The organism is Streptomyces sp. NBC_00341, assembly GCF_041435055.1.
In the GTDB taxonomy this organism is placed as follows: Bacteria; Actinomycetota; Actinomycetes; order Streptomycetales; family Streptomycetaceae; genus Streptomyces.
On sequence record NZ_CP108003.1, the window covers coordinates 178,373 to 193,852 of the forward strand.

Sequence of the window (15,480 nt, forward strand, 5' to 3'; positions counted from 1 at the left end):
GCTTGATGAGTAACGAGGACAAGCTTCTCGGATACTTGAAGAAGGTCACGCTTGAGCTTCATGAGACCAAGCAGCGCCTTCACAGCATGGAATCCGCAGGAACCGAACCCGTGGTCGTCGTCGGCATGGGCTGCCGCTTCCCCGGTGGGGTGAACTCGCCGGACGACCTCTGGCGGCTGGTGGCGGACGGTGTCGACGCGCTCGGCGCGTTCCCCCCGGACCGGGGCTGGGACGCCCTCCAGGGCGTCGGTGGGTTCGTCGAGGGTGTGGCGGATTTCGATGCCGGTCTCTTTGGGATCTCGCCGCGTGAGGCACTGGCGATGGACCCGCAGCAGCGGCTGCTGCTTGAGGTGGTGTGGGAGTCGCTGGAGCGGTCGGGCATCGCACCGTTCTCCTTGCGTGGCCTGCCGGTCGGCGTCTTCGCCGGGACGAACGGGCAGGACTACCCGACAGCATTGGCGCTGGCGGGGGAGTCGGCCGAGGGGTACGGCGGGACGGGAAGCTCGGGCAGCGTCCTGTCGGGGCGCATCTCCTACGCGCTGGGCCTTGAGGGGCCGGCCGTCACCATCGATACGGCGTGTTCGTCGTCGTTGGTGGCCCTTCATCTTGCCGCGCAGTCGTTGCGGTCGGGTGAGTGTGATCTTGCGCTGGCCGGTGGTGTGACGGTGATGTCGACGCCGGGTGCGTTCATCGAGTTCGAGCGGCAGGGTGGTCTGGCCGGGGACGGCCGGTGCAAGGCGTTCTCGGACGATGCGGACGGTACGGGCTGGGGCGAGGGCGCCGGCGTTCTGGTCCTGGAGCGGCTGTCGGACGCCCGACGCAGCGGGCACCAGGTCCTGGCGGTGTTGCGCGGAAGTGCGGTCAATCAGGACGGTGCGTCCAATGGTCTGACGGCGCCGAACGGTCCCTCGCAGCAGCGTGTCATCCGTGAGGCGCTGGCCAGTGCGCGTCTCTCGTCGGCGGATGTGGACGTGGTGGAGGCACACGGTACGGGTACCAAGCTGGGTGACCCGATCGAGGCCCAGGCCCTGCTGGCCACGTACGGGCAGGACCGGCCTGCGGACCAGCCGCTGTGGCTCGGCTCGATCAAGTCGAACATCGGGCACACGCAGGCGGCCGCAGGCGTCGCGGGCGTCATGAAGATGATTCTGGCGATGCGGCACGGTGTACTGCCCCGGTCCCTCCACGTCGGTACCCCGTCCTCGCACGTCGACTGGTCCGCCGGCGCGGTGGAACTGCTGGCCGAGCCACGCGCGTGGCCGCACTCCGAGCGGGTACGCCGGGCTGGAGTGTCGTCCTTCGGGATCAGCGGGACGAACGCGCACGTTCTCGTCGAGGAGGCGCCGCCCTCTCAGCTGGCCCAGGTACCGCAGGAGCTGCTGGAGCTTCCGGTGGTGCCATGGGTGGTGTCGTCGAAGTCGGCGGCGGGGGTTGCGGATCAGGCGCGTCGACTGGCTTCCGGTGTGGACGGCCTGGACGCGTGTGACGTCGGTCTGTCGCTGGGGACGACCCGGGCAGCGCTGGAGCACCGTGCAGTGGTCCTCGGCGCGGACACCGGTGAGCTGCGGGCGCGGTTGGGTGAGCCGTTGGTGCCGGTGGTGGCCCGGGACGGTCTGACCGGGTTCGTGTTCTCGGGTCAGGGGGGTCAGCGGGTCGGTATGGGCCAGGAGCTGGCCGAGTCCTTCCCGGTGTTCGCAGCCGCTCTGGATGAGGTGTGTGCGCACTTCGATGGTCTGCGTGAGGTGATGTTCACCGACGCTGAGGCGCTGAAGTCCACGGGCTGGGCGCAGCCCGCGCTGTTCGCGGTCGAGGTGGCGCTGTTCCGGCTTCTTGAGTCGTGGGGGGTTCGCCCGGACTACCTGGTGGGCCACTCGGTGGGTGAGCTGGCCGCCGCGCACGTGGCCGGGGTGTTCTCGCTGGCGGACGCCTGCAAGCTGGTGGCCGCGCGTGCCGCGTTGATGCAGGCGTTGCCTGCCGGTGGTGCGATGTGGGCGGTCCGGGCCACGCTCGACGAGGTCACCCCGCTGCTGGTGGACGGTGTCTCCGTGGCTGCGGTGAACGCTCCCGGTCAGGTGGTGCTGTCGGGTGCCCGGGAGGCCGTTGAGGCGGTAGCGAGTGGTCTTGCTGATCGTCAGGGGCGGTGGCTGGAGGTCAGTCACGCGTTCCACTCGGTGCTGATGGACCCGATGCTGGACGAGTTCCGTGCGGCGGCCGACGCGCTGGAGATGCGCAGCCCCGAGATACCCGTCGTATCGACGCTGACGGGTGAGCCGATAGCCCGGTTCACCGGGTCGTACTGGGTGGACCAGGTGCGCGGCACGGTCCGCTTCGCCGACGCGATCACCCACCTGAAGTCCTCCGGTGTCACCAGGTTCCTGGAGCTGGGCCCGGACGCCACGCTGACCGGTGCCGTCGACGAGACGTACGACGGCGAATCCCTCGCGGTGGCGGCGCTGAACCGTAAGCAGTCCGAGCCCGCCACCGCCGTCGAGGCCCTGGCCCGCCTCTGGGCCGACGGCGCCGACGTCGACTGGGCGGCCTTCTACGCGCCGACCGGCGCCCGCACCGTCGACCTGCCCACCTACGCCTTCCAGCACCAGCGCTACTGGCCGACCGCCCGTCTCACCGCAGGACCGCGACCGCTCGGCTCCGCCGGGGCCGGGCACCCGCTGCTCCAGGCCATGATCGGTCTGGCGGACTCGGGGGACGTGCTGTTCCTGGGCGGGCTGTCAGCGCAGTCGCACCCTTGGCTCGCGGACCATCAGGTGGCCGGCCGGATCGTGTTCCCCGGAACCGGGCTGCTCGACCTCGCCCTGTGCGCCGGGTCGCGGGTGGGCTGCGAAAGGGTCGAGGAGCTGACCCTGACGGCTCCCCTGGTGATCCCGGAGAGCGGCATCGTCTACGTGCAGTTGCTGGTCGGTGCGCGGGACGCCGCCGGCTGCCGCTCCGTACAGGTGTCGTCGCGGCAGGACAGCGAACCGGCCGACCGGTGGACCCGTCACGCCACCGGCCTGCTCTCCGCCGCCCAGGACGAGGAACCGTCGTACGACCTCGCCCAGTGGCCCCCGGACGGTGCGCAGGAGGTGGACACGGCCGGGCTCTACGAGGCCCTGGCGGCGCTGGGGCTCCAGTACGGTCCTGTCTTCCGCGGGCTGCGCCGGGCGTGGCGGCGGGCGGACGAGCTCTTCGTCGAGACCCTGCTCTCCGACCCCGCTCAGCCCTCGGGCGCCGGCACCTACCCGCTGCACCCCGCCGTCCTGGACTCGGTGCTCCACGCGATGGCGCTCGGCGCCACCGCATCCAGCGGCGCCGACGCGGCCGGGAGCGGGACCCCCGGGCGGTTGCCGTTCTCGTGGAGCGGGGTGGCCCTGCACGCCGAGGGAGCCGGTGCGCTGCGGGCGCGCCTGACGCACAGCGGACCGGACAGCATCGCCGTCCAGGTGGCCGACGTCCTGGGCCGGCCCGTCGCGGAGGTGGCCTCCCTGACGCTCCGGCCGATGGCCGTGGACGCCCGGGACTCAGAGGGAGCCGGCGCAGCCGGCTCTGCGGACGACGCCCCGAAGGACGCCCTGTTCCGGCTGGACTGGATGCGGATCGCGGCACCGGACGCGCCGGCGGGACCCGGACCGGTGCTCCTGGGCGAGGACGCGGGCTCAGCCGCGTACCGCGACCTGGCGGCACTGCGTACGGCGATCGACGCCGGACACCCCGTACCCGACGTGGTCATGGCCAGAGCGGCCGGCACGGCCGCCACAGCCGACTCGGCCACGGCCTCCGGCGCCGGGCTGGCCGACAGCACCCACGAGGCGGTCCTGCACGCCCTCGCCCTCCTCCAGGACTGGCTCGCGGACGAGCGCTTCGAGACGAGCCGGCTGGTCCTGGTCTGCGAGGGGGCGGTCGCGGTCCGGCCCGGGGAGAACGTGCGGGACCTGCCGGGCGCGGCCGTCTGGGGCCTCGTGCGGTCGGCCCAGTCCGAACACCCGGAACGGTTCCAGCTCATCGACGTACAGGGTGGGCCGACCGCCGACGCCGAGGCCGCGTACGGCTCGTCCGAGCCGCAGCTCGCCGTCCGCGACGGCGAGCTGTTCGCCTGCCGCCTCGCCGTCGCACCGCCGACGGCCCAGGCCCCTGTCTGGGACCCCGACGGCACCGTGCTCCTCACCGGCGCCACCGGCGAACTCGGCGGCGTGATCTCCCGCCACCTGGTCACCACCCACGGGGTACGCCGTCTCCTGCTCCTCAGCCGTCGCGGCCCGGACGCACCCGGGGCCGCCGAGCTGACCGCGGAACTGACCGCACACGGCGCCGAAGTCACCCTCCTCGCCTGCGATGTGGCGGACCGGGACGCCCTCGCCGCCGCTCTCGGCACCGTCCCCGCCGGGCACCCGCTGACCGGCGTCGTGCACACCGCCGGTGTGCTTGCGGACGCGACGGTGATGTCCCTGACCCCGGAGCAGGTGGCGCGAGTGCTGCGCCCCAAGGTGGACGCCGCGCTCCAGCTGCACGAACTGACCCGCGACGCACCCCTGTCGGCGTTCGTCCTGTTCTCCTCGGTCTCGGCCGCGCTCGGCGCACCCGGGCAGGGCAACTACGCCGCCGCCAACGCCTTCCTGGACGCGCTCGCCCAGCGCCGCCGTGCCGAGGGGCTTCCCGGGCTCTCCCTGGGCTGGGGCCTGTGGGACGGCTCGGGCGAGATGACCGGCGAGCTGGGCGACACCGACCGGCGGCGCATGGCCCGCGGCGGTGTGGTGCCGCTGTCCATGGCCGACGGCACCGCCCTGTTCGACCTGGCCGCCGCCACCGGGCACGCGGCGGTGCTGCCCGTCCGCCTCGACCTCGCCGTGCTGCGCGAGTCCGCCGAGCACCTGCCACCGGTCTTCCGAGGCCTGGTCCGCCCGCCGCGGCGGCGCGCGGCCGCCGCGGATACGGTCACCGCGGACGCGCTGTCCGACCGGCTCACCCCGCTGCCGGCCGAGGAACGGCTCGCCGCCCTGCGCGAACTGGTCCAGGACCGGGCCGCCACCGTGCTCGGCCACGGCTCGGCGCACGACGTCGCACCCGACCAGCCGTTCCACGAGCTGGGTTTCGACTCGCTCACCGCGGTCGAACTGCGCAACCACCTCAACGCCGCGACCGGGCTGCGGCTCTCCGCGACCCTCGTGTTCGACCACCCGACCGCCGACGCCGTCGCCCGCCATGTGCTGGAGCGGCTGTTCGGGGCGCAGCGCCCCGAACGCGTCCCGGCCGCGCCCGCACGGACCCGGGGCCCGGACTCCGACGACCCCGTCGTCATCGTCGGCATGGCCTGCCGCTACCCCGGCGGTGTCCGCAGCGCCGACGACCTGTGGGACCTGGTGAGCACCGGCGCCGACGGCGTCACCCCGTTCCCCGTCGACCGCGGCTGGGACCTGGAACGGCTCTACGACGCCGACCCGGACACCGGTGGTGCGAGCTATGTGCGGGAGGGCGGATTCCTGCACGACGCCGCCGAGTTCGACGCGGCCTTCTTCGGTATCTCACCACGTGAGGCGCTGGTCATGGACCCGCAGCAGCGGCTCCTCCTGGAGACGTCCTGGGAGGCCGTCGAGTCCGCGGGCATCGACCCCACCGCGCTGCGCGGCGGGCGCACCGGAGTCTTCGCGGGCGTCATGTACCACGACTACCTGGCCAGGCTGCACACCGTCCCCAAGGGCGCCGAAGGGTTCCTGGGCACCGGTTCGGCGGGCAGCGTCGTCACCGGTCGCGTCGCCTACCTGCTGGGACTCGAAGGTCCTGCCGTGACGATCGACACCGCCTGCTCCTCCTCGCTGGTGGCGCTGCACCTGGCTGCCCAGGCGCTGCGCTCGGGCGAGTGCGACACGGCGCTGGCCGGCGGGGTCACCGTGATGGCGACCCCGGGTACGTTCATCGACTTCAGCCGGCAGCGCGGCCTCGCCCCCGACGGCCGGTGCAAGTCCTTCTCGTCCACCGCCGACGGCACCGGATGGGCCGAGGGCGTCGGCATGCTGCTGCTGGAACGCCTCTCCGACGCGCGTCGCCACGGACACCGGGTGCTGGCGGTCGTGCGGGGCTCGGCCGTCAACCAGGACGGCGCTTCCAACGGCCTGACCGCACCCAACGGACCCGCCCAGCAGCGCGTCATCCAGGAGGCCCTGGACCGTGCCGGACTGCGGCCCGCCGAGGTGGACGCCGTAGAGGGCCACGGCACCGGAACGGTCCTGGGCGACCCCATCGAGGCGCAGGCGCTGCTGGCCACCTACGGCCAGGACCGGCCCGAGGGGCTGCCGCTGCGGCTCGGCTCGCTCAAGTCGAACATCGGGCACGCCCAGGCCGCCGCGGGCGTCGGCGGCATCATCAAGATGGTGCAGGCCATGCGGCACGGCGTGCTTCCGGCGACGCTGCACGTGGACCGGCCGAGCGAGCAGGTCGACTGGTCGGACGGACAGGTCGAGCTGCTCACCGAGAGCGTCTCGTGGCCCGCGACCGCACACCCCCGGCGCGCCGGTGTCTCGTCCTTCGGCATCAGCGGCACCAACGCGCACGTCATCCTGGAGGCCCCGGCCGAGCAGCCGGTAACCGCCCCGGCCCCCGACACCCGGCCCGCGCCCGCCGTGCTGCCGATCCTGGTGTCGGCCCGCACCGAGGCGGCCGTACGCGGCCAGGCCGCGGCCCTGCGCGACCACCTGGCTCGGCAGCCCGGACTCACCCCGCTCGACGTCGGCTTCTCGCTCGCCACCACCCGCCCCCTCTTCGACCACCGGGCGCTCACGGTCGCCACCGGCCGGGAGGAGCTGCTGGCCGGACTGGACGCGATCGCGGCCGGCACCACCGCACCGGGCGTCGCGCACGGCCGGGCCGCGCCCCGCCGGGTCGCGATGCTGTTCACCGGGCAGGGCAGCCAGCGGCCCGGCATGGGACGCGAGCTGTACGCGGCCGAGCCGGCGTTCGCCGCCGCCCTGGACGAGGTGTGCGAGCACCTCGACGCCGAAATCGGCACGTCCCTGCGCGAGGTGATGTTCACCGACGCGCAGGCCCTGGCCGACGCGGGACACGCGCAGGCCCTCGCCGACACGGGATACGCGCAGCCCGCGCTGTTCGCCCTCGAAGTGGCGCTGTACCGGCTGTTCGAGTCCTTCGGAGTCGAGCCCGACCATCTGGTGGGGCACTCGGTCGGTGAGCTGGCCGCCGCCCATGTGGCGGGCGTACTGACACTGGAGGACGCCTGCCGGCTGGTCGCGGCCCGGGGCCGGCTGATGCAGGCACTCCCGGCGGGCGGCGCGATGCTGGCACTGCGGGCGACCGAGGCGGAGGTCGCCCCACTGCTGGGCGACGGGGTGGACCTCGCCGCGGTCAACGGGCCCACAGCAGTGGTGCTGTCGGGCGAGGAGGAAGCCGTCCTCGCGGTGGCCGGACGGTTCGCGGACCGTTCGAAGAAGCGGCTGCGGGTGAGCCACGCCTTCCACTCGGCCCGGATGGAACCGATGCTGGCGGAGTTCCGCCGGATCGCCGAGGCCGTCACCTACCACCCGGCGAGGATCCCGGTCGTGCCGACCGGCGGTGCGCACGCCGGTCCCGACAGCTTCGGTTCCCCGGAGTACTGGGTGCGGCAGGTACGCGAGAGCGTGCGGTTCCACGACGCGGTCACGCGGTTGCGCACGGCCGGAGTCGGTACCTTCCTCGAACTCGGCCCGGACCCCGTCCTCACGGCCGCCGTCCAGGACTGCCTCGCGGACGACGACACCGGCGAGGCGCCGGAACCGGTCGTCCGCGCGGCCCTGCGCCGCGGCCGCTCCGAGACCGGCACGTTCGCCGCGGGGCTCGCCCCGCTCCTCGTGCACGGCACCGGCACCCGAAGGAGGGAGCTCTACTCCGGCACCGGTGCGTGCCGGGTGGACCTGCCGACCTACGCGTTCCACCGGCAGCGGTACTGGGCCGAGAACGTCGTCGTCCCGGCCGACCTGGCGGGAGCCGGACTGACCGGCGCCGCCCACCCGCTGCTCGGCGCCTGCGTCCCGCTGTCCGGCGGGGGGTCCGTCTGCACCGGACGGCTCTCCACCGCCGCCCACCCGTGGCTCGCCGGCCATCTCGTCGCCGGGCGGCCGGTGCTTCCCGGCACCGCGCTCCTCGACCTGGCCGTGCACGCGGGCGACCACGTCGGCTGCGGTCTCGTGGACGAACTGGTGCTGTCCTCCCCGCTGTCCCTCGACGCGGGCGAGCAGCAGATCCAGGTCCTGACCGAGCCCGCCGACGCGGCCGGAAACCACACCGTGCGGATCTCCTCCCGGCCGGCCGACGCGCCCGCAGAGGAGCCCTGGACCCTGCACGCGACCGGAACCCTCACCCCGGCCGTGGCAGGCGACGAGCCGTTCGACACCTCTGAGTGGCCGCCGCGCGGCGCCGTCGAAGTGCCGCTCGACGGGCTCTACGAGGACGAGCAGGACCCGGCGGGGAACGGAGTCGCCTACGGCCCGGCCTTCCAGGGACTCAGCGCGCTCTGGCGGCGCGACGGAGAGGTCTACGCCGAAGTGGTGCTGCCCGAAACGGTCCATGCGGACACCGGGCGCTACGGACTGCACCCCGCCCTCCTCGACGCGTCCCTGCACTCCCTCGCCCACCTGCTGCCCGGCGCCGCCGGCCGGCTCGTGCCGTTCTCCTTCGGCGGCGCCGCCCTGCACGCCCAGGGCGCCACCGCCCTTCGCGTCCGGCTGACGGCGACCGGGCCAGAGCAGGTGGCGCTCAGCGCCGTGGACCCCGCCGGGCGGGCGGTCGCCTCGATCGCCGCGCTCACACTGCGCCCCCTCGCCACGGACGGCCCTCGCGAAGCGCGCCACCCGGACGCGCTGTTCCGCGTCGACTGGCAACCCGTGCCGGTGACAGCGCGGAAGACGGAGACGGAGAAGGGGACGGAACCGGAGTTCCGGCGCTGCGCACTGGTCGGCGCGGACCCGCTGAGGATCATGGACACCCTCTCCGGGGCGGGTGTGTGGACCGAGTCCTTCGCCGACCTGGAAGCCCTGTCGGACGCGGCGTCGGCGGGCATGACCCTGCCCGAACTCGTCCTGGTCTCCTTCGCCTCCGGTCCCGGAACCGACCCGGTCCGCGGCCTGCGGGACATCACCGGCGAGGCGCTGCGGACCGTACGGTCGTGGCTCGCGGACGAGCGGTTCGCCGGAACGAGCCTGGCCTTCGTGACACGCTCCGCGCTCGGTGACGGCACCGGACGCCCGGACGACCTGGCCTGTGCTCCGCTCTGGGGCCTGGTGCGGACCGCCCAGTCGGAGAACCCGGGCCGCTTCCTCCTCATGGACCTCGACGGGACGGAGGCCTCGGTCCTCGCCCTGCCCGCCGCCTTCGACACCGGAGAACCACAACTCGCGATCAGAGACGGTCAGTTGCGTGCGGCCAGGCTGGCCCGTGTCGCCGTACCCGAGGAGCCCGGCGCCGCCTGGGACCCGGACGGCACCGTGCTGGTCACCGGTGCCACCGGCGCCCTCGGCGGACTGGTCGTCCGCCACCTCGTCGCGGCCCACGGCGTGCGGCAGCTGCTGCTGGTGAGCCGCAGCGGCTCCGCCGCCCCCGGCGCCGGGGAGTTGCTGGCCGAACTCGCGGAGCTGGACGCCGAAGTCACCCTGACCGCGTGCGACGCGGCCGACCGGACCGCCCTGGCCGGGGTCCTGGACCGGATCGACCCGGCGCATCCGCTCACCGCGGTGCTCCACCTCGCCGGGGTCCTGGACGACGGAGTGATCACCTCGCTCACCCCGGAACGGTTCGAGACCGTACTGCGCGCGAAGGCGGAGGCCGCGCTGCACCTGCACGAACTGACCCTCGACGCGAAGCTCGCCGAGTTCGTGCTGTTCTCCTCGTCGGCGGCCACCTTCGGCACCCCGGGCCAGGCCAACTACGCCGCGGCCAACGCCTTCCTGGACGCCCTGGCCGAGCAGCGGCGCGCCGACGGCCTGCCCGCCAGATCGCTCGCCTGGGGCGCCTGGGAGCACGGCATGGCCGGCCGGCTCGGCGAAGTGGACCGCGACCGCATGACCCGGGGCGGCGTGCTGGCGCTGGGCGACGGGGAAGGGCTCGCGCTCCTCGATGCCGCCCTGCGGGTCGACGCCGCCCAGTTCGTGCCCGTCCGCCTCGACACCGCGGCGTTCGGCCCCGAACCGGCCCCGCTCCTGCGCGGCCTCGCCCGCCCGGCGGCCCGGCGCACCGCCGCGAGCCACGACACCGGCCCCCGTACGGGAGACCGGCTGCGCGGGCTGACCGGCACGGCCCGCCGGGACGCGGTACTCGACCTGGTGCGCGGTGCGACCGCCGCCGTCCTCGGGCACGCCTCGGCCGACGCGGTCGAGTCCGACCAGGCGTTCCTCGAACTCGGCCTGGACTCACTGACCTCGGTGGAGCTGCGCAACGCGCTGGCCGCCGAGACCGGGCTGCGGCTGCCGGCCACCGTCGCCTTCGACCACGCCTCACCGCTCGACCTGGCCGAGCACCTGCACGCACTGCTCGGCACGGCACAGGACGGCGCGGAGGACCGCACGGACACCGCGGCCGCCGTTGGCGGGCCCGACACCGACGAGACCATCGGCCGGCTCTTCCGCCGGGCCTGCGAGGAGCGCAGGCTGGCCGAGGGCTTCGGACTCCTGCAGAGCGTCGCCCGGCTGCGGCCGACCTTCGGCGACGGCGGCGAGGAGGCCGAGTCCCCCACCTCCGTCCGGCTGGCCAAGGGCGGCGAACCGGTCCGGCTCGTCTGCTTCGCCTCGCAGGTCGCCCTCGGCGGCGTCCACCAGTACGCACGGTTCGCCTCCGGGTTCCGTGAGGTGCGGGAGGTGATCGCGCTCGCGGTGCCCGGATTCGCGACCGGTGAGCCGCTGCCGGCCACCGAGGACGCCCTGCTCGACCTGCTGGCGCGGACGGTGCGCGAACAGGTCGGGGACGCGCCCTTCGCGCTGCTGGGCTCGTCCTCCGGCGGTGTACTCGCCTACGCGACGGCCGCCCGGATGGAACAGGAGGGCCGGCCTCCGGCGGGAGTCGTGCTCCTGGACACCTATGTGCCGGGCGACGACTCGCTCGGCCAGTTCGAGGACCAGCTGCTCGGCGGCATGTTCGAACGCGAGGCCGGCTTCGCGCGCATGGACGCCGCCAGGCTGTCCGCGATGAGCTGGTACTTCAACCTGCTGGGCGGCTGGCGGCCCGGGAAGCTCGACTCGCCCGTGCTGCTCGTGCGGGCCGGCGAACCGATGCCCGGCGGCGAGGAACTGGCCCCCGAGCGGTGGCAGACGGGCTGGAGCGAGGCGGACCGCGTCGTGGACGTACCGGGCAACCACTTCACCATGATGGAGAACCTGGCCGACGCAACCGCGGCCGCGGTCGAGAGCTGGATCCGCGAACAGTCGTTGTGAAAAAGGCCGTTGAAGGGGACACGGACGTGCGGCCCGGCGGCGTTCAGCGGCCGGGCCACGCGATGTCGTCGACGGCGGGGAACAGCCCGGCCGTTCGCCGGGTCTGCCCCGGGGGGCCGTCCCGCCGCGTCATGAGGCCGGGCCGGGCACCGCGCCTCAGGCCCGCCACGGTGCGGTGCGGCGCTCCTCGGCCAGCTGCTCCAGGACCGGAACCACCTCGGACGGGGCCGGCCGGGAGAGTGCCTCGTCGCGCAGCCGGGCGGCGTTGTCCAGGAAGTCCGGGTCCGCCAGGATCCGCGCGACCCGGTCCTGTACCGCGTCCGGCGTGGCCTGGTCGTGGGGGAGGAGCAGTCCGGCCCCCTGCTGCTCCAGACCGGCGCCGCGGTAGAGCTGGTCGGCCACCGGTGTGGTGACGGTGAGCTGCGGTACGCCGTGCACCAGCGCGTTCGCGTAGCTGCCGAAACCACCGTGGTGGATCAGCAGGGAGCAGCTCGGCAGGAGCGCGTGCAACGGCACCGACTCCACGACACGTACGTTGCCCGGCAGCGGGCCCAGTTCCTTGACCTGCGCGGGCAGCAGCGCGGCGACCACCTCGGCGTCGAGCTCCGCGAGCATGTCGAGGATCTTGCCCTTGGAGACGTAGTCCCCGCCGTAGCGCTCGGTGTTGGAGGCGCCGAGGCTCATGCAGATCCGGACCCGCTCCGGCGGGGTCCGCAGCCAGTCCGGGACGACCGCCGGGCCGTTGTACGGCACGAACCGTACCGGCGTCCGCAGCGCGCCGGTGTCCAGGCCCAGGCTCTCGGGCAGCGGGTCCAGCGTGAGCTGCCCGGTGGCGAATTCCTCGGTGAAGGTCCCCCCGAATTCGGCGGCGCGGCCGCCCAGCCATTCGGCCAGCGGATCCTTGCGCCGGTCCGCGGACACGTCCGCCGCCAGGCCCTGGAAGAGCCGGCGTTTCATCACCCACACGTCGGCGAAGCACAGCGACCGCACGTGTGCGGCCCCGACGACGCCCGCGACGAGGGGGCCGGCGTAGGTGAGCGGATCCCAGACCACGAGGTCGGGCCGCCAGGAGCGGGCGAACTCCACCATCTCGTCGATCATCGGCTCGTTGTACATCGCGCTGCCGTACGCGGCCAGCTGGGCCCGTTCGAGCTCGTTCTCGTAGGTCAGCTTCGCCGGATCCAGCTCGTTCCAGCTCGCCGACTCCCACTCCTCCTGCGACTGGCGATTCGAGGTCATCGCCGCGCTGATTCCGTCGTTCCGGCCGGTCGCCACGGCGGTCATGCCGGTACGGGCGATGACGTCGACGAGTTCCTCGCAACTGGCGACACGGACCTCGTGTCCCGCGGCACGCATCGCCCACGCGATCGGCGTCATGCAGAACAGGTGGGACTTCTCGGGAATCGTCACGAACAGCACACGCACGGTGGACTCCTGGGAGCGACAAGTGGTCCGAAGCCTCCCCAGCGTCGTCCGGCCGCCGGTCGAGCGGCGGGCCGCGGCCGGGCATCGGGGGAAACACCCAGAGTTTGGATGCATGGCCCGGCTGCCGGTGTGCGCATCCCGGGAGCGCGTGGATAGTTGCGGCAGCGGCGACGGCCCGGCCGGGCCGTCGCCCCAACGGACCAGTTGATCCGGGAGACTCGTCGATGGCTTCAGTGGGTTCCGCGGACCGGCCGACCGCCGTGGTGCTCGGCGCCGGCGGCTTCGTCGGCCGCAACGTATGCGCCGCGCTGCGGGCCACCGGCCGGCCGGTGGCCGCCGTCGCCCGCCGCCCCGCCGGCCTGCCCGACGGCTGCCGCCCCGTGCCCTTCGACGTCGCCCGCGGTGACCCCGCCGACCTCGCCGCCGCCCTCGCCCCGCTACGGCCCGGCCTGGTGGTGAACGCGGCGGGCGCGCTGTGGAACGTCACCGACGACGAGCTGACCGCCGGCAACGTGACCCTCGTCGAGAGGCTCGTGCGAGCCGTCGAGGCGCTGGCGGACCCGGTGCGGCTCGTGCACATCGGAACGGCCTACGAATACGGGGTGCACCCCGACGACACGCTGGCGGAGACGCTGCCGGCCCGCCCCGTGGGCCGGTACGCGCAGACCAAGCTCGCCGCCACCCGGATCGTCACCCGGGCCGCCGCCGAGGGACGGGTGAGCGCGACCGTGCTGCGCATCCCCGTCGCGCTCGGCCCGTTCATCCCGGCGGAGAGCCTGCTCGGCGGGCTCGCCCGGCAGCTCGCCGCGCACCCCGCCGAGTTGCGGCTGCCGCCGCTGGACGGCGTACGGCGGGACCTCATCGATGTCCGGGACGTCGCCGACGCCGTTCTGTGTGCGGCGCGGGCTCCCCGGCTGCCCCCCGTCGTCAACATCGGCTCGGGCCGTCTCGTCCCGCTGGCCGACACGGTGGACGCGCTGATCCGGATCGCCGGAACGGGCGCGAAGGCACCGGCGATCGTGCGCGGCCCGGCACCCGCCGGGCGCCGCGACGCCGGCGCCGGGGACCGGCCCCTGGACATCGGCCTGGCACGGCGGGAGTTCGGCTGGGCCCCCGCCCGCACCGTGACGGACGCGCTGCACGCCCTGTGGGGCAGCACCCGCGTCCCCCACACCTCACAGCACCACACCTGACCACCGCAGCGGACGAAGAGGGCTTCCATGACTGACACCGATGTGCAGTCCATCATCGAACTGACCCGCAAGTACCACCGGGAACAGGAGGCTTCCGGGACGGAGTTCGTCCCAGGAGTCACCCCGATCCTGCCGGCCGGCGCGGTCCTCGACGAGGACGACCGCGCCGCGCTGGTGGAACACGCGCTGCAGCTGCGCATCGCCTCCGGCGCCACCGCGCTGCGCTTCGAGCGGAAGTTCGCCAAGACGATCGGTGTCCGCAAGGCTCACCTGACCAACTCCGGCTCGTCCGCCAACCTGCTGGCGCTCGCCTCGCTCACCGTGCCGGAGCTGGAGGACCACCGGCTGCGCCCCGGCGACGAGGTGATCACCGTCGCCGCGGGCTGGCCCACCACCGTCAACCCCATCGTCCAGTGCGGTCTGGTGCCGGTCTTCGTCGACGTGGACCTCGCCACGTACAACACAACGGTGGAACGGGTCGAGGCGGCGATAGGCCCGCGCACCAAGGCCATCATGATGGCCCACACGCTCGGCAACCCCTTCCAGGCCACCGAGATAGCGCAACTGGCCAAGGATCGCGGGCTGTTCCTCGTCGAGGACAACTGCGACGCCCTCATGTCGACGTACCAGGGCCGTACCACCGGCACGTTCGGGGACTACTCGACCGTCAGCTTCTACCCGGCCCACCACCTCGCCATGGGCGAGGGCGGCTGCGTGCTCTCCAACAGTGTGGAGCTGGCCCGGATCACCGAGTCGATGCGGGACTGGGGACGCGACTGCTGGTGCGAGCCGGGCGAGGACAACAAGTGCCTCAAGCGCTTCACCTACCAGATGGGTGATCTGCCGCTCGGCTACGACCACAAGTACATCTTCTCCCACATCGGCTACAACCTGAAGTCGACCGACCTCCAGGCCGCCCTGGGCCTGAGCCAGCTCGGCAAGCTCGACGACTTCACCGCCGCCCGCAAGCGCAACTGGCAGCGGCTGCGCGACGGCCTTGAGGGAGTGCCCGGCCTGCTGCTGCCCGAGGCCACCCCCGGCAGCGACCCGAGCTGGTTCGCCTTCGTGCTGACCCTGACCGAGGACGCCCCGTTCCGCCGCGCCGAACTGGTCGACTTCCTCAACGCCCGCCGCATCGGCACCCGGCTGCTGTTCGCCGGCAACCTCGTACGGCACCCCGCCTACCGCGACGTGGAGCACCGGGTCAGCGGTGGTCTGGCCAACAGCGACATCATCATGGAGCGGACGTTCTGGATCGGCGTCTACCCGGGCATCACCGCCGAGATGACCGACTACATGGTCGCCTCCATCCGGGAGTTCGTCGCCAAGCACCGCTGAGCGCCGCCGGCCGGGCCCGCCCCGGGCCCGGCGCGATCTGACAGACACGGGATCTGGTGGGGCCGGCTGCCGCGGCCGGCCCCTGGACTTCAGCGGCGAGGGACACCATGCAGCCAATGCCA

At 73.4% G+C, this 15,480-nt stretch carries 4 protein-coding genes; 3 read left to right on the forward strand and 1 reads right to left on the reverse strand.

Annotated elements, in window-relative coordinates; all coding sequences use genetic code 11:
- The first annotated feature begins 2 nt into the window (after nt 1-2).
- Nucleotides 3-11,402: an SDR family NAD(P)-dependent oxidoreductase gene (locus OG892_RS39330; RefSeq protein WP_371631827.1), complete on the forward strand. Its 11,400-nt coding sequence runs from the start codon at nt 3-5 to the stop codon at nt 11,400-11,402.
- A 156-nt stretch (nt 11,403-11,558) separates the two neighbouring features.
- On the opposite strand, the gene OG892_RS39335 is transcribed toward OG892_RS39330, so the two are convergent.
- Nucleotides 11,559-12,827 (reverse strand): activator-dependent family glycosyltransferase, encoded by a 1,269-nt coding sequence (locus OG892_RS39335; protein WP_371631793.1) that lies wholly within the window; start codon nt 12,825-12,827, stop codon nt 11,559-11,561.
- A 224-nt stretch (nt 12,828-13,051) separates the two neighbouring features.
- Here OG892_RS39335 and OG892_RS39340 point away from each other — a divergent pair, with 224 nt between their 5' ends.
- On the forward strand, nt 13,052-14,020 hold the full coding sequence (locus OG892_RS39340; protein ID WP_371631794.1) for an NAD-dependent epimerase/dehydratase family protein: 969 nt from the start codon (nt 13,052-13,054) through the stop codon (nt 14,018-14,020).
- Between the two features lie 27 nt (nt 14,021-14,047).
- Entirely contained in the window at nt 14,048-15,358 is a 1,311-nt protein-coding gene (gene rfbH, locus OG892_RS39345) for a lipopolysaccharide biosynthesis protein RfbH (RefSeq protein WP_371631795.1), read from the forward strand.
- Nucleotides 15,359-15,480: the final 122 nt, after the last annotated feature.